General features: G+C 65.4%; 19 protein-coding genes. 7 read left to right on the top strand and 12 right to left on the bottom strand.

All coding sequences use genetic code 11. The features are described 5' to 3' along the window. Positions 1-30: 30 nt before the first annotated feature. Complete coding sequence (gene cysE, locus FAZ97_RS05985; RefSeq protein ID WP_233271642.1) at positions 31-855, bottom strand: serine O-acetyltransferase; 825 nt, start codon at positions 853-855, stop codon at positions 31-33. Between the two features lie 219 nt (positions 856-1,074). Then, entirely contained in the window at positions 1,075-1,869 is a 795-nt protein-coding gene (locus tag FAZ97_RS05980) for an RNA methyltransferase (protein ID WP_199272090.1), read from the bottom strand. Positions 1,870-2,411: 542 nt separating this feature from the next. On the opposite strand from FAZ97_RS05980, the gene FAZ97_RS05975 reads away from it, so the two are divergent. The 4 genes from FAZ97_RS05975 (at position 2,412) to FAZ97_RS05960 (ending at position 8,864) form a co-directional block, all read left to right on the top strand. Further along, a complete protein-coding gene (locus FAZ97_RS05975) occupies positions 2,412-3,212 on the top strand; it encodes an inositol monophosphatase family protein (protein WP_158757622.1) in 801 nt (266 codons plus the stop codon). 156 nt (positions 3,213-3,368) lie between these two features. Then, positions 3,369-4,667, top strand: a complete 1,299-nt coding sequence (gene lplT, locus FAZ97_RS05970; RefSeq protein ID WP_158757621.1) for a lysophospholipid transporter LplT — start codon at positions 3,369-3,371, stop codon at positions 4,665-4,667. Between the two features lie 86 nt (positions 4,668-4,753). Beyond that, positions 4,754-7,450: a DNA mismatch repair protein MutS gene (gene mutS / locus FAZ97_RS05965; RefSeq protein WP_158757620.1), complete on the top strand. Its 2,697-nt coding sequence runs from the start codon at positions 4,754-4,756 to the stop codon at positions 7,448-7,450. A gap of 100 nt (positions 7,451-7,550) precedes the next feature. Beyond that, positions 7,551-8,864, top strand: a complete 1,314-nt coding sequence (locus FAZ97_RS05960; RefSeq protein ID WP_158757619.1) for a hypothetical protein — start codon at positions 7,551-7,553, stop codon at positions 8,862-8,864. A 7-nt stretch (positions 8,865-8,871) separates the two neighbouring features. Here the strand turns inward: FAZ97_RS05960 and FAZ97_RS05955 are convergent, their stop codons facing one another. After that, complete coding sequence (locus FAZ97_RS05955) at positions 8,872-9,423, bottom strand: FKBP-type peptidyl-prolyl cis-trans isomerase (protein ID WP_158757618.1); 552 nt, start codon at positions 9,421-9,423, stop codon at positions 8,872-8,874. A 32-nt stretch (positions 9,424-9,455) separates the two neighbouring features. On the opposite strand from FAZ97_RS05955, the gene FAZ97_RS05950 reads away from it, so the two are divergent. Next, positions 9,456-10,688, top strand: a complete 1,233-nt coding sequence (locus tag FAZ97_RS05950) for a ribosomal protein uL16 3-hydroxylase (RefSeq protein ID WP_158759066.1) — start codon at positions 9,456-9,458, stop codon at positions 10,686-10,688. Between the two features lie 232 nt (positions 10,689-10,920). After that, positions 10,921-11,196 carry a hypothetical protein gene (locus FAZ97_RS05945; protein ID WP_158757617.1) on the top strand — a complete coding sequence of 92 codons (276 nt, stop codon included), beginning with the start codon at positions 10,921-10,923 and terminating at the stop codon, positions 11,194-11,196. A gap of 167 nt (positions 11,197-11,363) precedes the next feature. Here the strand turns inward: FAZ97_RS05945 and FAZ97_RS05940 are convergent, their stop codons facing one another. The 3 genes from FAZ97_RS05940 to FAZ97_RS05930 all read right to left on the bottom strand — a co-directional run bounded on the left by FAZ97_RS05940 (position 11,364) and on the right by FAZ97_RS05930 (position 15,039). After that, positions 11,364-13,634 (bottom strand): ATP-dependent DNA helicase, encoded by a 2,271-nt coding sequence (locus tag FAZ97_RS05940; protein WP_158757616.1) that lies wholly within the window; start codon positions 13,632-13,634, stop codon positions 11,364-11,366. Between the two features lie 76 nt (positions 13,635-13,710). Further along, complete coding sequence (locus FAZ97_RS05935) at positions 13,711-13,944, bottom strand: DUF465 domain-containing protein (RefSeq protein WP_028204122.1); 234 nt, start codon at positions 13,942-13,944, stop codon at positions 13,711-13,713. Positions 13,945-14,031: 87 nt separating this feature from the next. Then, positions 14,032-15,039, bottom strand: a complete 1,008-nt coding sequence (locus FAZ97_RS05930) for a colicin transporter (RefSeq protein ID WP_233271662.1) — start codon at positions 15,037-15,039, stop codon at positions 14,032-14,034. Between the two features lie 192 nt (positions 15,040-15,231). Here FAZ97_RS05930 and FAZ97_RS05925 point away from each other — a divergent pair, with 192 nt between their 5' ends. Continuing rightward, a complete protein-coding gene (locus tag FAZ97_RS05925) occupies positions 15,232-17,583 on the top strand; it encodes a Tex family protein (RefSeq protein ID WP_158757615.1) in 2,352 nt (783 codons plus the stop codon). Positions 17,584-17,683: 100 nt separating this feature from the next. Here FAZ97_RS05925 and FAZ97_RS05920 read toward each other — a convergent pair whose 3' ends face one another. The 6 genes from FAZ97_RS05920 to hflC all read right to left on the bottom strand — a co-directional run bounded on the left by FAZ97_RS05920 (position 17,684) and on the right by hflC (position 24,385). After that, on the bottom strand, positions 17,684-19,570 hold the full coding sequence (locus tag FAZ97_RS05920; protein WP_158757614.1) for a potassium transporter Kup: 1,887 nt from the start codon (positions 19,568-19,570) through the stop codon (positions 17,684-17,686). 258 nt (positions 19,571-19,828) lie between these two features. Next, the gene (locus tag FAZ97_RS05915) at positions 19,829-20,398 is read right to left on the bottom strand and encodes a phosphoribosyltransferase (protein ID WP_158757613.1); all 570 of its coding nucleotides are present in this window, start codon (positions 20,396-20,398) and stop codon (positions 19,829-19,831) included. Positions 20,399-20,421: 23 nt separating this feature from the next. Then, positions 20,422-21,768, bottom strand: a complete 1,347-nt coding sequence (locus FAZ97_RS05910; protein WP_158757612.1) for an adenylosuccinate synthase — start codon at positions 21,766-21,768, stop codon at positions 20,422-20,424. A gap of 190 nt (positions 21,769-21,958) precedes the next feature. Continuing rightward, a complete protein-coding gene (locus tag FAZ97_RS05905; RefSeq protein WP_158757611.1) occupies positions 21,959-23,110 on the bottom strand; it encodes an ATP phosphoribosyltransferase regulatory subunit in 1,152 nt (383 codons plus the stop codon). 121 nt (positions 23,111-23,231) lie between these two features. Beyond that, positions 23,232-23,423, bottom strand: coding sequence for a DUF2065 domain-containing protein (locus FAZ97_RS05900; protein ID WP_028210024.1), 192 nt, complete (start codon positions 23,421-23,423; stop codon positions 23,232-23,234). Between the two features lie 47 nt (positions 23,424-23,470). After that, a complete protein-coding gene (gene hflC / locus FAZ97_RS05895) occupies positions 23,471-24,385 on the bottom strand; it encodes a protease modulator HflC (RefSeq protein ID WP_158757610.1) in 915 nt (304 codons plus the stop codon). Between the last annotated feature and the right edge of the window lie 7 nt (positions 24,386-24,392).

Genomic DNA, 24,392 nt, shown 5'->3' with positions numbered 1-24,392 from the left:
CAGCTTCCAGCGCCCTGTTCGCGCCGCGCGTCACACGCGCGCAGGCGCCTTCTCTTCTTCGCGGCTCGCCGCTGCGGCTTGTGCGCCGCTACATTCCAGCCCCTCTGACAAACGCCGCAATTCGGCGAGCGCCGCATCGGCACCGTGCAGCGCCTCGAGACGCGTACCCAGCCGCTCGAGCGCAACGACGATGGCATCGACGCGCTGCGCCTGCGTGGCCGCGTGGTCGATCAGACCGTGGATCGCGAGCGAAACCGGGTCGTCCGCATTGGGCGTGATGCCGTATGCGCAGAAGCCCTCGCGCGCCGACGCCGGGTTCGCCTGCACCGGCGCGGTCTTCGCGGGCGCGACGACGCGCGCGGGGTTGCCCACCGCGGTCGCGCCTTCCGGCACCGGCTTCACGACGACGGCGTTCGAGCCGATCTTCGCCCCCGCGCCCACCGTGAAGCCGCCGAGCACCTTCGCGCCTGCCCCGACGATCACGCCCGCAGCGAGCGTCGGATGGCGCTTGGCGCCACGTGTGAGCGACGTGCCGCCGAGCGTCACGCCCTGATAGATGGTGCAGTCGTCGCCGACCTCGGCCGTCTCGCCGATCACGACACCCATGCCGTGATCGATGAACACGCGCCGGCCGACAGTCGCGCCCGGATGGATCTCGATGCCCGTCAGAAAACGCGCGATCTGCGAAACGTAGCGCGCGAGCCAACGGCGCCTGGCGCGCCAGCACGCATGCGCGAAGCGATGCAGCACGAGCGCATGCAGACCCGGATAACAGGTCAGGACCTCCCACGCGCTGCGGGCGGCGGGATCGCGCTCGCGGATCGTGGCAATGTCTTCGCGAAGTCTCTTGAACATGGCAGTCACGCAAAAAAACATGTGAAACAGGGGAATGGCGGCCGCACGACGCCGCAGCGTGCGCGCAAGCGGCGCAGCGGCTATTGCAGCCGCGCGCATTTGCTTATGAATTTTTCGCCGGTTTTGAGCCGATTGTAGGCGCAAAGCCGATTCGAGGTCGCAAGCCCCCGTCGGCGGCAAGGTCGGACGCCGGCTTGCACGTCGCGCCGGTCCGGCGGATCAACGGTTCTCGCCTTTGCCCTTGAGCATGAGAATGTGCTTGGCGATGCCGCGCACGATATTGACCTCCTCGCGCTCGAGCCCCGAGCGGGCAAAGAGCCGCCGCAGGCGCGACATCAGTTTCTTCGGATTGGCGGGGTCGAGAAACTCGAGCGCGATGAGCGCGTTCTCGAGGTGCACATACATGCGTTCGATGTCGTCGCTCGTCGCGAGCGGCGATCCGGCCGAAGCCTGCAACGTCCCGCCCGCACCGCCAGCCACCGGCAACGCCGCGGCAGGCGCGCTCTCGCCGAGGTACGCGAGGCGCAGTTCGTAGGAGAGCACCTGAACCGCCTGGGCAAGATTGAGCGAGCTATAGGCGGGGTTGGCCGGAATGTGCGCAAGCGCGCTGCAGCGCTCGACGTCGTCGTTCGAGAGGCCCGTGCGCTCATTGCCGAACACGAGCGCAATGTCGCCGCCGTGCGCGACCTGCCGGCAGGCATCCTGCACCGCCCGGCGCGGCGCGGCGGGCGGCGGCCCGTACTCGCGCGTGCGCGCCGTGAGCGCGAGCGACCATTGCACGCCCGCCAGCGCGTCGGCGAGCGTCGGCACGATGTGGGCGGCCGCGAGCACGTCGTCGGCCCCGCTCGCCATCGCGACGGCTTCCGGGTCGCAGTGGACCTGCGGCACCCGCGGCGCGACCAGCACGAGGCGCGAGAATCCCATGGTCTTCAGCGCGCGCGCCGCCGCGCCGACATTGCCGGGGTGGCTCGGCTCGACGAGCACGAAGCGGGTGGACGTGAAGCCGCCGCGCAGCGGCTCGTGGGCGTCGCCGAAACCGGGCGCCGTTGCGGGGGAATCGGGTAAATCGGGGTGCGCCAAGATGGTTCTCTAACCGCGAAAAGGAGATTGAAATGTCTATGTTAGCGCGCCTCGGGCCGCGGCGAGGGCCGCTCACGCGGATCGTGGCGCGCCGGGCTGCCCGGCGTCGCGTCTGCGCTGGCGCGCAGACCGGCCGATCGTCATATCCAGAGAAATCCCGATATCCTGCGCGGGAGAAGCCATAGAAGTGCCGATACTCGGGTAAAATGGCGCTTTCGCGCGCGTCGGGCGAATCGCGCAGCCGCAGTGTACTTGCGTTGCTGCCCGCCTCATGTCCATCTCATGCCCGGCAAATCGCCGGCAGGTTTCTGGCAACGCCGCGCACCGCTCTTATCCAATTCGTCTCCGTTGACGGGACAGGTTCCGCAGGTCCGATCGTGGCCCGCGCCCTGTCCAATCGTTAGACGCTTTTATCTTTTGCACCACCGGGCGCATCAAGCTTTCGCGCGAGCGCCGGACAACAAGGATCCTGGCTCATGCATCCCATGCTCAACATCGCTGTCAAGGCCGCGCGCCGCGCCGGACAGATCATCAACCGCGCGTCGCTCGATCTCGACCTCGTGCAGGTCGCGAAGAAGCAGCACAACGATTTCGTCACGGAAGTCGACAAGGCGGCCGAAGCCGCCATCATCGAAACGCTCAAGACGGCCTACCCCGACCACGCCATCCTGGCCGAGGAATCGGGCGAATCGGACAATGAGTCCGAGTACCAGTGGATCATCGATCCGCTCGACGGCACCACCAACTTCATCCACGGCTTCCAGTACTACTGCGTCTCGATCGCGCTCGCACACAAGGGCATCGTCACGCAGGCCGTGGTCTATGACCCGACCCGCAACGATCTCTTCACGGCCTCGCGCGGCCGCGGGGCGTTCCTGAACGACCGTCGCATCCGCGTGGGCCGCCGCGACCGTCTCGCCGACGGCCTGATCGGCACCGGCTTCCCGTTCCGCGAAAAGGACGGCCTCGACAGCTACTGCGAACTGTTCGCCGACATGACCAATGCGTGCGCGGGCCTGCGCCGCCCGGGCGCCGCCGCGCTCGATCTGGCCAACGTCGCCGCCGGCCGCATGGATGGCTTCTTCGAGCAGGGTCTCAATCCGTGGGACGTCGCCGCGGGTGGCCTGCTCGTGACGGAGGCCGGCGGTCTGATCGGCAACTACACGGGCGATTCGGACTTCCTGCACGTGGGCGAAGTCGTCGCGGGCAACCCGAAGATCTACGCGCAGATGGTGCCGATCCTCTCGAAGTACACGCGCGTCACGAAGGCGGCCTAAGCGATCCATGCGCGTCGCGGTGCACGCAATGTTCCACCGCGACGTATGCCGGGCGCGCGCCAGGTCACGCCTGGCCCACGCATGCGCAGTGAGCGGCTTCGGCCGCTTTTTTGTTTCGCCGTTCGCCCTGCCGCAAGAGGACCACGCACGCATCCGATGAAAAAAGGCTTCTACACGATCATCGCCGCGCAGTTCGTGTCGTCGCTCGCCGACAATGCACTCCTGATCGCGGCGATTGCGCTGCTCACGGTGATTGCTTCGGCCGCCTGGGTGACGCCGCTGCTGCAGATCTTCTTCACGATCTCTTACGTGCTGCTCGCGCCTTTCGTCGGCGCATTCGCCGACGCCCTGCAAAAGCGCCACGTGATGTTCGTCTCGAACGCGCTCAAGGCGTGCGGCTGCCTGCTGATGATCGCGGGCGTGCATCCGATGATCGCGTATGGCGTGGTGGGCTTCGGCGCGGCCGCGTACTCGCCTGCAAAGTATGGAATCCTGACGGAATTGCTGCCGGCCGAAAAACTCGTCGCCGCCAATGCATGGCTCGAATCGGCCACGGTGCTATCCACCATCGTCGGCACGATGATGGGCGGCGCGCTCGTTTCGACCTACGCCGACCGTTTCGTCACGCGCCATCCGATGCCACTCATCCATTCGGCCGCCGACCTCGCGATGCTCGCCGTGATGATCACGTATGTGTGCGCCGCGATGATCAACATCGGCATTCCCGACACGGGCGCGCGATATGAAAACCGGCTCAAGGAGCCCGCGCGGCTCATGGGCGATTTCACGCAGAGTTTCAATGTGCTCTGGGCCGACAAGCTCGCGCAGATCGCACTCTGGGTCACAACCCTGATGTGGGGCGCGGCGGTCACGCTGCAACTGCTCGTGCTCAAGTGGGCCGACGCGAATCTCGGGCTCTCGCTTTCGAAAGCCGCAGTGATGCAGGGCGTGACAGGACTCGGCATTGCGCTTGGAGCAGGCGCGGCAGCCGCCTGGGTGTCGCTGCGCGCCTCGTTGCGCGTGCTGCCCGTGGGCGTGCTGTGCGGCGTGGTGGCGATCGGCATGGCGTTCTACAGCAAGGGCCTTTTCCCGCAAGGCGTGGGCGTGCGCTTCGGCACGTTCATCGTGCCCTTCTATCTGCTATTCGCGTATCCGCTGATGGTGCTGCTCGGTGTGCTTGCCGGTTTTTTCATCGTGCCGATGAATGCCCTGCTCCAGCATCGCGGCGCGACGCTGCTTTCGGCGGGCCACTCGATCGCGGTGCAGAATTTCAACCAGAATCTCGCGGTGCTGCTCATGCTCGGCGCGTATGCGCTGCTGCTCACCGCAAAGGTGCCGGTGCAGTGGATCATCGTCGTATTTGGCGTGTTCGTTTCCACGATGATCTGGCTCGCCATGCGGCACAGTGCGGCAAACGCGCGCACCGTGGACCTGCAGGCGCTCGTCGACGAATGAGCGGATGGCGTTAGCCGAAAGGCTGGCTTTACATGCAGTGGGCGCGCGTTAAACTCACGCCCTGAACCCTTAGCAAGATACCGAGGATGGCTACACACACCGCAGGCGCAGCCGACACCGCGCAACACACTCCCATGATGCAGCAGTACCTGCGCATCAAGGCCGACCATCCGGGCACGCTCGTGTTCTACCGCATGGGCGACTTCTACGAGCTCTTCTTCGAAGACGCCGAGAAGGCCGCACGCCTGCTCGACCTCACGCTCACGCAACGCGGCGCGTCGGCGGGCAACCCAATCAAGATGGCGGGCGTGCCGCATCACGCGGTCGAGCAATATCTCGCAAAACTCGTGAAGCTGGGCGAGTCTGTGGCGATTTGCGAGCAGATCGGCGACCCGGCCACGTCGAAGGGTCCGGTCGAGCGCAAGGTCGTGCGCGTGGTGACGCCCGGCACGCTGACAGACGCCGCGCTCCTTTCCGACAAGAACGACGTCTACCTGATGGCCGTTTGCCCGGGCCATAACCGCCGCGGCGTACCCGTCAACGTTGGCCTGGCGTGGCTCAATCTCGCCAGCGGCGCGCTGCGCCTCGCGGAAGTCGCGCCGGAACAGGTAGCGACGGCGTTCGAGCGCATTCGGCCCGCGGAAATTCTTGTCGCGGAAATGCCAGCGGAAACGGCCTCCTGGGCGCCGCCCGCCGGATCGGGAGCGCTCACGCGCGTGCCCGCCTGGCACTTCGACGTCGGCTCGGGCAAGCAACGCCTGTGCGACCAGCTCGACGTGGCGAGCCTCGACGGCTTCGGCGCGCAAACGCTCACGAGCGCGTGCGGCGCGGCGGGTGCGCTGCTCCTTTATGCTGCAGCTACGCAGGGCCAGCAACTGCGCCACGTGCGCAGCCTGAAGGTCGAAGCCGAATCGGAATACATCGGGCTCGATCCGGCCACGCGCCGCAACCTCGAACTCACCGAAACGCTGCGCGGCACGGAATCGCCCACGCTGTGCTCGCTGCTCGACACATGCAGCACGGCCATGGGTAGCCGCTTGCTGCGTCACTGGCTCCATCATCCGCCGCGCGAAGCCGCAATCGCGCAGATGCGCCAGCAGGCCATCGGCGCGCTGCTGGAAGCGCCGCCGCAAGCGAGCGTCGATACGCTGCGCAGCGCGTTGCGCCAGATCGCCGACGTCGAGCGCATCACCGGGCGCCTCGCACTGCTTTCCGCGCGCCCCCGCGATCTGTCGAGCCTGCGTGATACCTTCGCGGCGCTGCCTGCGCTGCGCGAACAGGTCGCAGCCGCAAGCGGCGTGGCCACGTCGCTTGCGCACATCGCCGAGGCGCTCGAGCCGCCCGCCGAATGCGCGACGCTGTTGCAGCGCGCGGTCGCGCCGGAACCCGCCGCCATGGTGCGCGACGGCGGCGTGATCGCACGCGGCTACGACGCGGACCTCGACGAACTGCGCGACATCTCCGAGAACTGCGGCCAGTTCCTGCTCGACCTCGAAACGCGCGAGCGCACGCGCACCGGGATCGGCAATCTGCGCGTCGAGTACAACAAGGTGCATGGCTTCTATATCGAAGTCACACGCGGCCAGACTGACAAGGTTCCCGACGACTATCGCCGACGCCAAACGCTCAAGAACGCCGAGCGCTACATCACGCCGGAACTGAAGACGTTCGAGGACAAGGCGCTCTCGGCACAGGAACGCGCGCTTTCGCGCGAGAAGGCGCTCTACGACGCGCTGCTGCAATCGCTGCTGCCGTTCATTCCCGATTGCCAGCGCGTAGCCGCCGCGCTCGCTGAGCTCGACCTGCTGGCCGCCTTCGCTGAACGCGCCCGCGCGCTCGACTGGAACGCGCCCACGTTCACGCAAGCCCCTGGCATCGAAATCGAGCAAGGCCGCCATCCCGTGGTCGAAGCACAGGTCGAGCAGTTCATCGCCAACGACTGCCTGCTCTCTGCCGAGCGCAAGCTGCTGCTCATCACCGGCCCGAACATGGGCGGTAAATCGACCTTCATGCGGCAGACCGCGCTTATCGCCCTGCTCGCTTACGTGGGCAGCTACGTGCCCGCGAAGCGCGCAAGCTTCGGGCCGATCGACCGCATCTTCACGCGCATCGGCGCCGCCGACGACCTCGCGGGCGGCCGCTCGACCTTCATGGTCGAGATGACCGAAGCCGCGGCCATTCTCAACGACGCCACGCCGCAAAGCCTCGTGCTCATGGACGAGATCGGGCGCGGCACATCGACGTTCGACGGCCTCGCGCTCGCATGGGCCATCGCTCGGCATCTGCTCGCGCACAACGGTTGCCACACGCTCTTCGCCACGCACTACTTCGAGCTCACGCAACTGCCTACGGAATTCGCACAGGCGGCGAACGTGCATCTTTCAGCGGTCGAACACGGTCATGGCATCGTGTTCCTGCATGCGGTGCAGGAAGGCCCGGCGAACCAGAGCTACGGCCTGCAAGTCGCGCAGCTCGCGGGGGTGCCGGCCGCCGTGATCCGCGCCGCGCGCAAACATCTCGTGCATCTGGAGCAGCAATCGGCGGGACAGCCCACGCCGCAACTCGATCTGTTCGCCGCGCCCGCCGCTGACTACGACAACTTCGACGACGAAGCGCCGTTCGTGGAAGATCGCGCTGCGCCGGCCACAGAAGAAGATCTGGGCGCGTCGCTCGTCGCACAGCGGCTGCGCGCGCTCGATCCGAACGAACTGCGCCCGCGCGAGGCGCTCGACTTGTTGTACGAACTGCATGAGCTGGCCACGGCGCCGGACACGAAGCGCTGAGCGTCGCCTCGCGACGCCGCCGCGGCCACCGCAACCGGCGGGCCGCGGCCGTCCCCGTTCGCGCTATCTGAAAATTATGCGCGGTGTGTCATGCGCGCTGATGCTGGCGGCGTCGCTGGGCTCGCCGCTCGCGGCGCTCGCCCAGGCGCCGCGCTACGCCTTCGCAGTCGTGGCGAACGCGCTCACGTCGCCCTCCGAGGAAGCGTCGGCGCAGCGGCTCATCGACGCCATCGGGCGCGATCCGCAAATCGCTTTCATCGTCTACGACGGCAATCTCAAAGGCGTACATGAAACCTGTGCCGACCATCTCTACGAGCGTCGTCACGACATTCTCGCTGCGTCACGCGCGCCGCTCGTGTTCGTGCCCGGCGAACGCGACTGGGTCACCTGCGGCATGAACGGCTCGGGCGCCTACGATCCCGCCGAGCGACTCGATTTTCTGCGTCAGAACTTCTTCTCCGATCCCAACGCGCTCGGCCAAACTCCCCTGGCGCTGACGCGCGAGAGCGAAGTTTCGCGCTTTCGGCCGTATCGGGAAAACGTGCGCTGGCAACTAGGCGACACCGTGTTCATCGGGCTGAACGCGCCGGACGGGAACAATCACTATCTCAATGCAGGTGGGCGCAATGGCGAGTTCGAAGACCGCGTGATCGCCAACGCCTTCTGGCTCGAACATGCGGCCGAGTATGCGAAGCGCCGCAACGCGCGCGCAATCGTCATCTTCATGCAGGGCAATGCGCTGCCCGAGCATTACGAACGGCCTGACCGCTTCGCATGGCTGCGCTTTCACCGGGCACCGCGCGACGGCTATCTCGAGTTGCGCCGCAGCCTCGTCAAGCTCGCCGAGACTTTCCGCGGCCAGATCATCATCGTGAATGCGGACGACTCGAAGCTCGCACGCGGCTTCACGATCGATCAGCCGCTGCGTAACGACAAGGGAGCGAGACTGGAAAACGTCACGCGCATCGCGTTCTCTCTGCGCGATCCGCTTACGCAGTGGCTCCAGGTGGACGCCGACATGGCGCGCCGTACGCCACTGCGCGTGAGCGTGCGCGATGTACCGAAACATCTGCCCGAGTTGCCCACACCGCCGTCGTTGAATCTGCCCGGCGCAGCGTCGCCCGCGATGCCGGAAATGCCCGAAGTGTCATCGATGCCGGATGTGACCGAGATTCCGGGCATGCCGCAATCGCCCGACTTGCCGCCCGTGACGCCGGGCACGCCCGGGACCGCCGTGCCGCAGGGCTTGCCGCCGGCGGAAAATGGCGCGCCAATACCCGCATGGCCCACGCAGGGCGGCCAGAATGGACTAAGTGGTACGAATGGGCAGAAAAGCCCGGATGGTGGGAGCAGCGGTGGCGTCGCTCCGCTGCAGCCACCCGGCGCACCGGCGTCGGGCGGCTTCGCGCATTGATTGGCGATTAGTGCAGGGTGGGTTTCGAGGCGCTTTCGTCGCCTTCGCCGTCGTCTTCTTCGTCTTCGTCGACGATTTCGAGGCCGTCCGCGCCATGCGCGTGCTCATGCTCGATTTCGTCTTCGGTGGCTACGCGCACTTCCTTGACCGTCAGCGCGAAACGCAGCGCCATGCCCGCAAGGGGATGATTGCCGTCGAGCACGACCTTGTCTTCGGCGACGTCCGTGACCGTATAGATGAGCGAGTCGAGATCTTCGTCGCCTTCTTCGGGCGTGCCTTCGAACTGCATGCCGACTTCGAGCGGCTCAGGAAAGCGGTTGCGCGGCTCGATCTTCACGAGCTCGGGATCGTATTCGCCGAAGGCGTCCTGTGGCTCAAGCTGGATCTGGGTCTCGAAGCCCGGCTCCTGCCCGTCCAGCACTTCCTCGATCTTGGGGAACGTGCCATCATAGCCGCCGTGCAGATAGACCATCGGCTCGTCGCTTTCCTCAATCAGATTGCCCTGCGCATCCGATAGCTTGTAAGCGACCGACACGACGGTGTCCTTTGCAATTTTCATTCGTTCCTCCAGATTACAGACCACATTATACGATGCCGAAGCGGTCCTCAGACCACCCGGTGGACGCGCGCACGCGGCGCGCCTCCCTCCCCCTGGCATGCCCCGCGCCCGATGTCGCCACGCCGCTTCTGGGCGGCCTGACTCCGGCGCAGTTCATGCGCAAATACTGGCAGAAAAAGCCCCTCTTGATCCGCCAGGCGATTCCCGGGATCGAAGCGCCACTCTCGCGCGACGAACTCTTCGCGCTCGCCGACAACGACGATGTCGAGTCGCGTCTCATCACCCATTTTCGCCGCCGCTGGGCGCTCGAACATGGTCCGTTTTCGCCGGACGAACTGCCCACGCCGAAGACCCGCCAGTGGACGCTGCTCGTGCAAGGCGCCGACCTGCACGACGACCGTGCGCGCGCCCTGCTCGAGCGCTTTCGTTTCGCGCCCGATGCGCGGCTCGACGACCTCATGATCTCGTACGCATCGGACGGCGGTGGCGTGGGCCCCCACTTCGATTCGTATGATGTCTTCCTGCTGCAGGTTCACGGCAAGCGCCGCTGGCGCATTGGCGCGCAGCGCGACCTGTCGCTGCAGGAAGGAATGCCGCTCAAGATTCTCGCGAACTTCGAACCCGAAGAAGAGTGGCTGCTGGAGCCAGGCGACATGCTGTACCTGCCGCCGCATATCGCGCACGACGGCATTGCCGAGGGCGAATGCATGACATGCTCGGTCGGCTTTCGTTCTCCTTCCACGAGTGAATTGACAAGCCAGTTTCTTTACTGGCTCGCCGAGCGCGGAGCGAATGACGGCAACGGCAAGCCCACGCTCTATCGTGACCCCGACCAGCCGGCCGTAGCGCGTCCCGCGCAGCTTCCCCCGGCACTCGTAGAGCGTGTTGGCGGCGTGCTTGCTAAAGTGCGCTGGAACGACGCCGATGTCTCCTCGTTCGTCGGCTCCTGGCTGTCCGAACCGAAAGCTAATGTCGTATTTGACGCCCCCGAAAAACCGCTCGACGAAGCCCGTTTCGTTGCGCAGGCGGCAAAAAATGGGATAACACTCGACCGCAGGACAATCCTGCTTTACGATTCGCGGTCGTATTACCTGAACGGGGAACAGTACTTGCTCAAAGAGGCAAGAAAGTGGCTGCCGGCACTGGCCGACAGGCGCTCTATGGACGGGAAACGCTTTGTAACACTCTCACACGATTCGTGTGTGACAGCGTTGCTACACGAGTGGTATCGTGCGGGCTGGATTCGGACCGGGGTGCTTGCCTAAGCGCTTCGGACTGTTATACCGTACTAAAATAGTGCTTGTATGAGAAAGACAACGTATTGTCCCCGGATTTGTCGACGGTCGATACGAAAGTGCCTATAATTTCCGGCCAGGCCGTAGGGAAGATTCACGCTCTTGCAGTGCGTCTCCACCAGCGGCTCAGGTCGGTGTTGGGGCACATTTACCGGTATTATTTTGCGCTGTTGCTTACCTTTAACCATAAAAGGACGTGATCATGAAGAAATCCCTCCTCGTAGCATCCCTGCTGGCAGCTGTTGCACTCGCTGCGTGCAACAAGAGCAGCGACCAAGCTGCTGCGCCGGCTAGCGACGCTGCTGCTGCTTCGGCACCGGCTGCTGCTGCTTCGGACGCTGCTGCTGCTGCTTCGGGCGCTGCCGCTGCTGCGAGCGACGCTGCTGCTTCGGCTACCGCCGCTGCTTCGGACGCTGGCGCTGCTGCTTCGGACACAGGCGCTTCGGCTCCGGCTGCTGCTTCGGGCGCAAGCCAGTAAGTTGCGTTTGCGCGACGCCTGCCTGGCACCTCGGTTCCGGCGGGCATCGTAGCGAACCGGCGTACGGTCTGCTGCTTGCGTCGAACGCGCTTCAGACATACGGCGGGCAAGCAAAAAAGCCACGAACTCACGTTCGTGGCTTTTTTGTTATGCGTTGCGCATGAGGCTTAGCCAGCCTCGCCCTGCTCCCCCGCCGCGTCGTTCTTCTCTTCGAAGAACGCCTGCACGACTTCGATCTCCCGCGTCCGCTTGAACGGCGGCAGGCTTTGCCAGATACGCCGGCCATACGGCTTGTCGACGAGACGGGTGTCGCAAATCATCAACACGCCGCGGTCGGTTTCCGCGCGAATCAGCCGTCCCGCGCCCTGCTTGAGCGTGATCACCGCCTGCGGGAGCTGGTGGACCGCAAACGGGCTCAGACCTTTCTTTGTCAGCGCGTCGAGGCGGGCCGCCAGTACCGGATCGTCGGGCGGCGCGAATGGCAACTTGTCGATGACCACGAGCGAGAGCGCATCGCCGCGCACGTCCACGCCTTCCCAGAAGCTCTGGCTGCCCACGAGAATCGCATTGCCGTAGGCGCGGAAACGCTCGAGCAACTCCGTGCGGCTCGCGTCGCCCTGCACGAGCAGCGGCGTGTTCCAGCCGCGCGCCTCGATCGTGTCGCGCAGCTTCTGGGCGATGCGGTCGACGGCACGCAACGTCGTGCAGAGCATGAAGACACCGCCGCCCGACGCCTCGATCGCCGGCAACGCCGCATCGAACACGGCATCGGTGAACTGCGGCGACGAAGGCTGCGGCATGTTGCGCGGCACGTAAAGCAGACCTTGCGCGGGATAGTCGAACGGGCTCGGCAGCGTCATCGAGCGGCGCGAACTCAAGCCCATCTGCGCCGCGTAGTGCGTGAAGTCGCCGCGTACCGAAAGCGTCGCCGATGTGAAGACCCACGTGCGCGGCACGCCGGCGCGCTGCTTCGCGAAGATCGGCGCCACGGATAGCGGAGTTTCGTGCAACTGCACCGTGTGCGAGAACACCTCGACCCAGCGGACTTTCTCGTCCGCGTCGTCCGCCGTGTGAGCGCTTTCGTCTTGTCCGCCTGCGTCGGCCTTGCGTGTTTCGTGCGTTGGCGCGCCGCCCTGCGGCGCGGTCCAGCCCGCGAGGATGCCCTGCAGTTCGCGCGCGCGGCGCAAGCAAGCGCCGATCGATTCGGCGCGCTCGGCCTGACCCGCGAGCGCCGTGGCGAGCGCGCCCAGTTCGGTCTGCAACGCGTCGAGCGCATCGAAGAGCGGATGATCCTCGGGCAACTGCGTGATCGACAGGCGCAGCGAATCTTCCTTGAACGCGAGCCGCACGTCGCGCGCGGCGCGCTCCATCGCGGCGCCGAGCTTGACCCACTCCACGGCATCGCGGGCGTGGCTCAGACCTTCGGCCACGCAGTCGCGCGCGAGTTCGAGGAACTGCGCAGTCGAGAGCGTTTCGCCGAAAAAGAGCGTTGCCGTTTCGGGTAGCTGGTGCGCTTCGTCGAAGATGATCGTGTTCGCGCTCGGCAGCAGTTCGGCCATGCCGGTGTCGCGCAACATGATGTCGGCGAAGAACAGATGGTGATTGACCACCACGATATCCGCCTGCTGCGCCTCGCGGCGCGCCTGCATCACGAAGCAGTCCTTGTAATGCGGACACTCCTGGCCAAGACAGTTATCGCGCGTCGATGTCACCATCGACCACACGGCCGCCGTCTCGGGCACGCTCGCGAGCTCGGCCTTGTCGCCCGAGCGCGTGATCTTCGCGAAGCGCACGATTTCCTGCAGATACGCGGTTTCCTGGCGCGACGGCAGCCGGCCGTTGTCGGCCGTGCGCTGCAGGTAGTAGTGGCACAGATAGTTGGCGCGGCCCTTGAGCATCGCGACGCTCACGGGCACCGCGAGCGCGTCGCGCACCGTGGGGATATCGCGCGCGAAGAGCTGATCCTGCAGATGCTTCGTGCCCGTCGAGACGACCACCTTGCCGCCCCACAGCATGGCCGGCACGAGGTACGCATAGGTCTTGCCGGTGCCCGTGCCCGCCTCGACGATCAGCGTGTTGTCGACGTTCTCGGCAGCGCCGCGCGCGGCTTCCTCGGCGCCCGGCTGCGCCGGCGCGCCGCGTTCGAGGCGCCGTGCAGGACGCGACTGGAGTTCGAACATCGCGGGATCGGGCTGGGATTGCGCGGCGGCTTCCATCGCGGCCGCGACCGCGCGCGCCATTTCGATTTGCGCTGCGCGCGGGCGATAACCGTCGATCTCGCGCGCGAGCAAGCCGTCGGCCGCGAAGAGCTCTTCGAGCTCGGCGGCACGGCGCGCGCTCAACAAGGGGGCTGCGGCTGTTTGCGTCGCGCGTGCGTCGGCGTCCGGCGCGCCGCCTTCGCGCGCGGGCCGGGAACGGGAAACGGTCGTTGAATTCAAGGCAAGCGGTTCCTGCTCGGTCCGGAAGGGCGCGACCCGCCGACTGCCGCGCCCCGGCGCCTGCCAGGACCCGGAATCAGGCGTGCCCGTCCGAAGTCTTCGTTGAATCGGGGTCCAGCTGCAGTTGCAGCAGGAGGATGTTGTCCTTGACCTTGAGCTTGCGCTTCTTCAGCCTCTGCAGTTCGAGATCGTCATAGTCCGGGGTATCGGACATCCTGTCTATCAGGCGGTCCAGATCGCCATGTTCCGATTCCAGCTGCAGAATGCGGTCACGAAGGACCTCGGTCTTGACTTCACGATGCTCGCGCATGCTCGCCTCCTCGACATATGCGGCGCGCGCTTGCGAAGGACGACGCGCCTGAGGTTGCAGTCCGGCTGAAAAAGCGTGCTACTCGTGCTACTGGTCCTGCTGTTGTTCCTGCTGCTGCTTTTGTTGCTGCTGCTGCTGTTGTTCTTGTTGCTGCTTTTGCTGCGCCTTCTCGGCCGCCTGTTTCTGACGCTCTTCGACATCGGCCTTATGCTTCGCCGCGTCTTCCTGCTTCTGCTGGTAGCGCTGGGCCTTTTCCGCACGCTCCTGGCCCTTCTGCTCGCCCTGGCGGCGCGCTTCGTCCAGTTGATTCTGGTACTGCTTCTGATCGTATGCCGCCTGGTTCGCATCGCGCTGCGATTGCTCGCCCTGGCGCTGCGCCTGAGCCAGCGCATGCTGGCGCTGCTTCTCCTGATACGCCTGCTCGTTCGCCGCACGCTGCGGCGCTTCGGCCTGGCGCTGCGCCTGATCGAGCGCGTGTTGCTGCTGCTTCTGTTCGTACGCCTGTGCACTTGCCGCTTCGTTGGCGGCGCGCTGCGGCGCATTGGCTTCGTCCTGCGCGCGCTTCAATGCCGCCTGCTGGTCGCGCTGTTGCGCATGCGCGGCGCGTTTTTCGTCGTCGAGCGCCAGTTGCTCGCGGCGGATATCGGCCTGCACGACACGCATCTTGTCGCGCGCCTTGCCGATGCAATGATTCACGAAGAACGTGTTGTAGCAGTTGTGCTGCGCGACTGCATACTGATAGTCGTTCTCCGCACTACGACGGTCCAGCACCTGTTGCCGCGCGTCGAAATCGCTCTGCTGCGATGCCGACGTGCCGGCGACCCCAGCCGCATCGGAAGCTGCGAGCGGCGCGTTGCCCAAAGCCGCCGGCTGCATCGCCGGCGTTGTTACTGCACCTTGCTGCTGTAGCGGCCCCGATACCCCGACCGCCTGCGCGAGGGCCGGAACGCTCGCACCAAGGCTCAACGCGACGGCACAAATTGCCCCAAGAGCGGGGAACCGCCGAGTGACGCCAACAGGCGTGCGAAACTGGGCAAGGGGCAAATCGGGGGAGAAGCGGGAGGTCGTCAACGTCTTCTGTGGGCAGCGGAACATGGCTGAAATTCTAACACCCCCCGGGTTGAGCGCTCGGCCATTTATGGCAAAATGCCCCGCTCCACCGGCCGGCGCACGCGTCCGGCAACGTGCCTTGATGCACATCGGGCGCCCGGGGCGCTCGAGCCCGCACCGGCGGCCGGAGCGCAAACCCGGACCGCAACCCGATCCTCGCAGGAATATCCAGACCCTATGACGGAAACCGTAGCACTCAAGATCGTCCAGCGTATCGCCACTGAACTGAGCGTGCAGCCGCGCCAGGTCGCAGCCGCCGTGCAGCTTCTCGACGAAGGCTCGACCGTTCCGTTCATCGCCCGTTACCGCAAGGAAGTCACGGGCAATCTCGACGATACGCAACTGCGTACGCTCGAAGAGCGCCTGCTCTATCTGCGCGAACTCGAGGACCGCCGCGCGGCGATCCTCGCGAGCATCGAGGAACAAGGCAAGCTCACCGACGAGCTGCGCACCGCCATCGAAGCCGCCGACAGCAAGCAGGTTCTCGAAGACCTCTATCTGCCCTACAAGCCCAAGCGCCGCACGCGCGCGCAGATCGCCCGCGAAGCCGGCCTGCAGCCGCTCGCCGACGCGCTGCTCGCGAACCCGCTGCTCGACCCGCAAACGGAAGCCGCGCAGTACGTGGACGCCGAGAAGGGCGTCGCCGATGTGAAGGCCGCGCTCGACGGCGCGCGCGACATCCTCTCCGAGCAGTTCGGCGAAACGGCCGAGTTGCTCGGCAAGCTGCGCGACTGGCTGTTCAACCAGGGCGTGGTGATGTCGAGCGTGGTCGAGGGCAAGGAAAACGAGGAAGGCGAGAAGTTCCGCGACTACTACGACTACTCCGAGACCATCAAGACCGTGCCGTCGCACCGCGCGCTCGCGCTGTTCCGCGGCCGCAACGCCGGCGTGCTGATGGTCAAGCTCGGCCTTGGCGGCGAACAGGACGCACAGGTGCCGCATCCGGGCGAAGCGATGATCGCGCGCCACTTCGGCATTGCGAACCAGAGCCGTCCGGCCGATAAGTGGCTCTCCGACGTGTGCCGCTGGTGCTGGCGCGTGAAGGTGCAGCCGCATATCGAAAACGAGCTGCTCACGAACCTGCGCGAGCAGGCGGAAAACGAAGCGATCCGTGTGTTCGCACGCAACCTGAAGGATCTGCTGCTGGCCGCGCCGGCCGGCCCCAAGGCCGTGATCGGCCTCGATCCGGGCCTGCGCACGGGCGTGAAGGTCGCCGTGGTCGACCGCACGGGCAAGCTGCTCGCCACCGACACGATCTACCCGCACGAGCCGCGCCGCGACTGGGACGGCTCGCTCGCGAAGCTCGCGCGCATCGCCGCGCAGACGCAAGCGGAGCTCATCAGCATCGGCAACGGCACGGCTTCGCGTGAAACCGACAAGCTTGCGAGCGAGCTGATCTCGAAGCATCCCGAACTCAAGCTGCAGAAGATCGTGGTCTCCGAAGCCGGGGCGTCGGTTTATTCGGCGTCCGAACTGGCTGCGAAGGAATTCCCCGAACTCGACGTTTCGCTGCGTGGTGCCGTTTCCATTGCGCGCCGTCTGCAGGACCCCCTTGCCGAACTCGTGAAGATCGAGCCGAAGGCGATCGGCGTGGGCCAATACCAGCACGACGTGAACCAGCGCGAACTCGCACGTTCGCTCGACGCTGTCGTCGAGGACTGCGTGAACGCCGTGGGCGTCGATGCGAACACGGCTTCGGTCGCCCTGCTCGCCCGCGTGTCAGGCCTCAATTCGACGCTCGCCCGCAATATCGTCGATTACCGCGATGCGAATGGCCCCTTCCCGTCGCGCGAGCATCTGAAGAAGGTGCCGCGACTGGGCGACAAGACGTTCGAGCAGGCCGCCGGCTTCCTGCGCATCAACGGCGGGGACAATCCGCTCGACCGCTCGTCGGTGCACCCGGAAGCGTACCCCGTGGTCGAGCGCATGCTCGCGAAGATCAAGCGCACGATCGGCGATGTGCTCGGCAGCCGCGAAGCGCTTTCGGGCCTCGCGCCCACCGAGTTCGTGGACGAACGTTTCGGTCTGCCGACGGTGCGCGACATCCTGAGCGAACTGGAAAAGCCGGGCCGCGATCCGCGCCCCGAGTTCAAGACGGCGACGTTCCGCGACGGCGTCGAGAAGGTATCCGACCTCGTGCCGGGCATGCTGCTCGAAGGCGTCGTGACGAACGTGGCTGCGTTCGGCGCGTTCATCGACGTGGGCGTGCATCAGGACGGGCTCGTGCACGTCTCCGCCCTGTCGACGAAGTTCATCAAGGACCCGCACGAAGTCGTGAAGGCCGGCCAGGTCGTGAAGGTCAAGGTGCTCGACGTCGACGTGAAGCGTCAGCGCATCGCGCTCACGATGCGCCTGGACGACGAGCCCGCGAGCGCGGGCGCCTCCCGCAGTGGCAACAGCGCGGGCCAGCCGGGCAACCGCGACAATCGCGGCGGTGGCAATCGCGACACCCGCGGCGGCCAGCGTTCGCGCGATGCGGAACCGGCAGGCGCGATGGCGGCGGCATTCGCGAAGCTCAAGCAACGCTGATGGCTGCATGACGTAACGTGGGCCGCAACGGCTCACGTTGTGCGCGCAACAAAAAAGGCACCCTTGGGTGCCTTTTTTTTGCTAGTCGAAAAAGAAGCGATCAGATCTCAATCTTCGTCCCGAGTTCGACCACGCGGTTCGCAGGAATACTGAAGAAGTCGGTGGGCTTCGCGGCGTTCTGATGCATCCACGCGAATATGCGTTCGCGGAAGATCGACATGCCCGGCAGTTGCGTCGGCACGACCGTCTCGCGCGCGAGGAAGAACGACGTGTCCATCATTTCGAACGTCATGTTGTGCGTGCGCGAAATGTCGTCGAGCACCGCCTGCACGTCGGGCGTTTCGTTGAAGCCGTAATCTGCCTTCACGAGATAGAGCCCGCCGCCGATATCCTTGACCGTTACGCGTTCGGCATCAGCCACATACGGAATGTCGCGGATCACGAACGTAAGGAAGATCGTGCGCTCGTGCAGCACCTTGTTGTGCTTGAGGTTGTGCAGCAGGCTGACCGGCACGAGCGATTCGCTGCCCGTGAGGTAGATGGCCGTGCCCGAAACGCGATGCGGCGGGTGCGCGAGCAGCCCTTGCAGGAAGGGCATGAGCGGAATGCCGTCGGCGGCCGTGCGGTCCTTCACGATCATGCGGCCCTTGAACCAGGTCATCAGCAGGAAGAACAGCAGCGCGCCGATGCCGAGCGGCAGCCAGCCACCCTCCTCGACCTTCAGCAGGTTCGCGCCGAAGAAGCCCAGATCGACGGCCAGCAGCACCGCGATGATGCAGGTGACGAGCGCCTTGTTCCACTTCCACACCTTCGTCATCACGACGGCGACGAGCACCGTGGTGATCACCATCGTCGCGGTCACGGCGATACCGTAGGCGGCGGCCAGATTGTCCGAGCTTTTGAAGGCGACCACGATGCACAGAATGATGAAAAGCAGCATCCAGTTCACGACCGGCACGTAGATCTGGCCGATGGCGAGATCCGACGTGTGCAGCACCTTCATGCGCGGCACGTAGCCCAGCAGAATGGCCTGGCTCGTGAGCGAGTACGCACCCGAGATCACGGCCTGCGAGGCGATCACCGTGGCGACCGTCGAGAGCACGACGAGCGGCAGCAAGGCCCAATCCGGCGCGAGCAGGAAGAACGGATTTTCGATCGCGCGATGGTCCTGCATCAAGAGCGCGCCCTGGCCGAAGTAGTTGAGCACCAGCGAGGGCATCACGAGCGTGTACCACGCGCAACGAATCGGCTTCGCGCCGAAGTGGCCCATGTCGGCGTAGAGCGCTTCCGCGCCGGTCAGCACCAGCACGACCGAGCCGAGCACCACATAGGCCTGCAGCATGTGTGCGCCCATGAAGCTGACCGCGTAATACGGACTGAGCGCGGCGATCACGCCAGGCGCCTGCACGATGCGCGAGACGCCGAGCACACCGATGGTGACGAACCAGAGCACCATGATCGGGCCGAACAGGCGGCCGACCAGCGCGGTGCCGTGCCGCTGGATCCAGAACAGCAGGATCAGGATCACCATCGTGAACGGCAGCACCAGGTGTGAGAGTTTGGGCGCGGCGATTTCGAGGCCTTCCACCGCCGACATGACCGAGATGGCCGGCGTGATCACAGCGTCGCCGTAGAACATGCATGCGCCGAAGATGCCCAATGCCGTAAGCAGCGCCGCCGACTTGCTCTTGCGGTTGAACGAGCGCATGGCGAGCGCCATGAGCGCGAGCACGCCGCCCTCGCCGTTATTGTCGGCGCGCATCACAAAAAGGACATATTTGACGCTGACAACGATCACGATCGCCCAGAACAGCAGGGAAATGACGCCGAGAATGGAAGTGTCGTTGAGCGGAATACCGTGTGACGGGCTGAACGCCTCTTTCAGCGAATACAGCGGGCTCGTGCCGATGTCGCCGAACACCACGCCGATGGCCGCTACGGCGAGAGTAGGTAGCGGCTGCTTGGCCACGTGTGTGCTAGTTGTCATATACGCGGTAATCCGTTGCGAGGCGGAAAAAACGAGCGCTATTCTAAACCGGGCTGCGGCCAAAACCGAGCGGTCGTCGCGGCACTGCGACATCCCCTTGTCCCCGCGCAGTTTAGCACCGGCCCCAGATGACGTCTGCCCGCCTGCGCCTGCGCAGGAGAACGCGGCGAAGCGCATAAAAAAACGGAGCCATCAAGGCTCCGCTTCTGGATCTGCGTGCCGCGGGTCCGAAAACCCTGGCGGCGGCACCTTCCCTGCTTACTTCTGCGCTTCTTGCGCTTGCTGCAGACCACGCTTGATCCACGCACCGAGGTTGTGTGGGCGCACCGTATCCCACTCTTCGAACGGCTGGTGAATCCACGGATTGGTCGGCAGATGCTGGACGAAATAGTCCGGCGTCACCTTCGAGCAGCCCTTGTACCAGAGCACCGCCGAGCGCACGCCGGTCACGGCCGGGTAACGCTCCTTGAGGTGCTCCTGCACACGTGCGAGCGTGACGCCCGAATCGACGAGATCGTCGACGAGCAGCACGTTGCCTTCGAGGTGACCGCGCGTCATCGTGATGTACTGCGCGATGTCGAGCTCGCCCTGCTCCGTACCCGCGGCTTCGCGGTACGAGCTGGTTGCGAGGATCGCCAGCGGCAGATCGTAGATGCGCGAGAGCTGGTCGCCCACGCGCAAGCCCCCGCGCGCGAGACACAGGATTTGGTCGAACTTCCAGCGCGACTCGTGCACCTTGAGCGCGAGCAGTTCGATCAGCCGGTGATATTCATCCCAGCCGACCCACAGGTTCTTGTCGTCGTTGCGCGGGTCCATCATTTGAATCATTTTTGCTTCTGCCTTCTTGCTACTTAGACCTTGAACGGATGACGCAGCAGGATCGTTTCGTCGCGATCCGGGCCGGTCGAAACCATGTCGATCGGCACGCCGGCGACTTCCTGCACACGCGTGAGGTACGCCTGCGCGCTCTTCGGCAGCGCGTCGAACTGCGTGATGCCGATAGTGCTTTCGTTCCAGCCTTCAAACGTCTCGTAGACCGGCTCGCACGCGGCCACTTGCGAGGCGCCGCGCGGCAGAATGTCCACGTCCTTGCCATCGACCTTGTAGCCGACGCAGAGCTTCACTTCGTCGAGGCCGTCGAGCACGTCGAGCTTCGTGATGCACAGACCCGTCACGCCGTTGATCTGGATCGAGCGGCGCAGTGCGGCGGCGTCGAGCCAGCCAGTGCGGCGCGGACGGCCCGTGACCGAACCGAATTCCTTGCCGACCTTCGCGAGCGTGAGGCCCACTTCTTCCTGGCGATCAGCGTTGTCGGCGTCGTACAGTTCGCTCGGAAACGGGCCCGAACCAACGCGCGTGCAGTAAGCCTTGGTGATGCCGAGCACGTAGTTCAGCTTTTGCGGACCGACGCCCGCGCCGGCCGAAGCCGCACCCGCCACGCAGTTGCTCGACGTGACGAACGGATAGGTGCCGTGGTCGATGTCGAGCAGCGTGCCTTGCGCGCCTTCGAACAGCAGGTTGCCGCCTTCGTTGTTCACGTCGTACAGACGACGCGAAACGTCCGTCACCATCGGCTTCAGGCGGTCGGCGTACGAGAGCATCGTATCGAGCGTTTGCTGATAGTCGACGGCCGGCGCGCCCAGGTACTGCGTGAGCACGAAGTTGTGATAGTCGAGGTTCTCGCGCAGGCGAGCAGCGAAGTTTTCCGGCTCGAACAGGTCCTGCACGCGCAGACCGCGGCGCGCCACCTTGTCTTCGTAGGCCGGACCGATACCGCGACCCGTCGTACCGATCTTCGCGGCGCCGCGCTTGGCTTCGCGCGCCTGGTCGATGGCGATGTGGTACGGCAGGATGAGGGTGGTGGCTTCGGAGATGAAGAGGCGCTTCTGGACGTCGATGCCAGCTTCTTCGAGTTCGCCGATTTCCTTGAACAGGGCCTCGGGCGAGAGCACCACGCCGTTGCCGATGTAGCAGGCGGTGCCGGCGCGCATGATGCCCGACGGGATCAGCCGGAGAATGGTCTTCTTGCCGCCGATGATGAGCGTATGGCCGGCGTTGTGACCGCCCTGGAAACGCACCACGCCTTGCGCGTGATCCGTCAGCCAGTCGACGATCTTGCCCTTGCCTTCATCGCCCCATTGGGTGCCCACGACGACGACATTGCGCCCCGGGGTTACATTCACTGCGCTGGCAGACATGGTGTTTCGTTAGCTGGTTAAAAACGTATTCTACCTGGGTTCAGCGGCAAGGCCGCCTTTTTTTCCCCAAATTCGCGGAATTTCCTTTTGCACTCAACGGCATGCGCGATGCGAAGCGTGCTTTGGCACGCCGGCGCGGCCGGGTTGCCGGCCACTCGCGATCGGCGCGAATGGCCACCCGGGTGCGGTATCAGGCGTGTTTTTCGACGACCCAGACACCGTCGCGCTCGATGAGCACGCGGTCGCAGGCGAACTCGTCCATGTCGTGCTCGTGGCCCGGCAGCGCCTGGATCACGATCTCGCCGGCATCGCGCAGCGCGGCGACAGCGGTGCGCAGCGCCTCGTCATGGCGCCACGGCGCAAGGACCGCGCTGCTGCGCGCTTCGACCGGGGAAATACGCGCCACTTCGCGCAGATCGAGCGAGAAGCCCGTTGCCGCGCGGGCGCGGCCATAGGCCTCGCCTACCTTGTCGTAACGGCCGCCGCGAGCCACGGCGTTCGGCACGCCGTCCACGTAGGCAGAGAACATCACGCCGCTGTGATACGCGTAGCCGCCGAGGTCCGCGAGGTCGAGCATCAGCTCCGCGCCTTCGATCTCACGCATGAGGAACGCGAGGTCGTCGAGCGCACGGGCAATGCCCGGCAGCGCAGGCAGGCGCGCGCGCGCCTCGTCGATCACGCTCGCGTCGCCGTAGAGCGACGGCAGCGCGCGCAAAGCGTCGCGCGTGGGCGCTTCGAGGTTCTGCGTGAGCTCCGCGAGGCGCGGCACATCCTTGCCAGCGAGCGCTTCATACAAAGCGTCGCCCAGCGCAGCCGCTGCCGGATCCGCTTCGAAGATCGCCGCGAGCACGCCCGCGTGCGAGAGGTCGAGGCGCACCTTCGCGAGGCCCGCGAGACGCAGCGCGTCGAGCATCAGCTGCTGGATTTCGAGGTCGGCTTCGAGGCCCGCATGGCCGTAGATTTCCGCTCCGGTCTGGATCTGTTCGCGCGTGGCGTGCAGGCCGCGCGGGAGCGTGTGCAGTACATTGCCCGCGTAGCACAGGCGCGTCACGCCCTGGCGGTTCAAGAGGTGCGCGTCGATGCGCGCGACCTGCGGCGTCATGTCGGCACGCAGGCCGAGCGTGCGGCCCGACAACTGGTCGACGAGCTTGAACGTGCGCAGGTTCAGGTCGCGCCCGCTGCCCACGAGCAGCGATTCGAGATACTCGAGCAAAGGCGGCATGACCATTTCGTAGCCATAAGTGCGGAAACGGTCGAGCAGACGGCGGCGCAGCTCTTCGATCTTGCGCGCTTCGGACGGGAGCACGTCCGCAATATTCTCGGGGAGTAACCAGGTCGACATCGGTTGAGTCCTACCACAATGAGGGCCGCGCGCGGCGAAACGCCACGCGGCCCGGTAATTCGGAATCCGTCAAAAACGCCTGTCACACGCCGCGTCTGAAGACGGCGGCGGCACGCGGCCGTCAGGTCGCCAGCATCAGCAGGACGAGGCCGAGCCCCATCACGATGAGCCCGCCGATCCTGATGTGATGCGGCGGCCGTTCCGCGATTTTACGGAAAGTGTCACGCCACGCCGTCGGAAAAACGAACGGGAACATGCCCTCGATAATCAGCATCAGCGCGATCGCGAGCAGGAGGGAGCCAGCTATGTCCATGCGAAGAAAGACGCCGCGCAGTGCGCGGCGCATGTGTCTCGTTTTGTCTAGTGTTTGCGCGGGGTGGCGGAAGCCGAAGCGTTATCTCCGCCAGTCGCGCCGCCGTTCGGGCCACGCATGAAGCGGAAGAAGTCGCTCGACGAATCGACCACGATGACGTCGCCGGGCCGGAAGCTCTCGCGGTACGCGAGCATGCTCTGGTAGAACCGGTAGAAGTCCGGGTCGCGCCCGAACGCCTCGGCGGCAATCGCGGCGGCCTTGCCATCGCCCTCGCCCTTGATCGCTTGCGCCTGCGCATAGGCATCGGCCAGCACGCCCTGCTGCTTGCGCTCCGCGTCGTCCTTGATCTGCTGCGCCTCTGCGGCGCCCTTCTCGCGGATCTCGGCGGCGGCCTGCTCGCGCGCGGCGCTCATGCGCTTGAAGACCGTCTGCGCCAGTTCCGGCGGGTAGTCGACGCGCGTGAGTTCGATCGCGATCACGTCGATGCCGAGCGGCGCAGCGGTTTGCCTGAGCGCGTCGCGCGCGCCGTTGGCAATGGCTTCCTGCTGCGCCAGCGCCTCGGTGAGCGTGACCTTCGAGATCGCGTCGCCGAGCGCGTCGCGCGACAGCGAGGCGAGACGGTCGGAAAGCGTCTGCGCATCGCCCTTCGTGGCCGCGAAAAGCTTGAGCGGATCGGAAATGCGATAACGCACGACCGGGTTCACGAGCAGTTCGGTCTTGTCCGAGGTCGTGTAACGGTCGGCATCGGGCGCATCGAACGCCTGAATGCGCGTGTCGATGAACGTGGCGGTCTGGAATGGCGGCGGCAGCTTCACATGCAGCCCAGGACCGGCGAGCGTGGCGTTGGCCCCGCCCGACGAGGAAATGATGGCGACGTGGCGCGGATCGACCATGAATACGGCCGACGACGCAACCAGCACGACAACCACGACGGCAACGACGAGCGCAATGATCTTGTTCATAGTGGCG

Origin of the sequence: Paraburkholderia acidiphila, from assembly GCF_009789655.1 — a bacterium.
Lineage (GTDB): Bacteria > Pseudomonadota > Gammaproteobacteria > Burkholderiales > Burkholderiaceae > Paraburkholderia > Paraburkholderia acidiphila.
The sequence above is the reverse complement of the archived record's forward strand: the minus strand, read 5'-3'. Positions and strand labels throughout refer to the sequence as shown.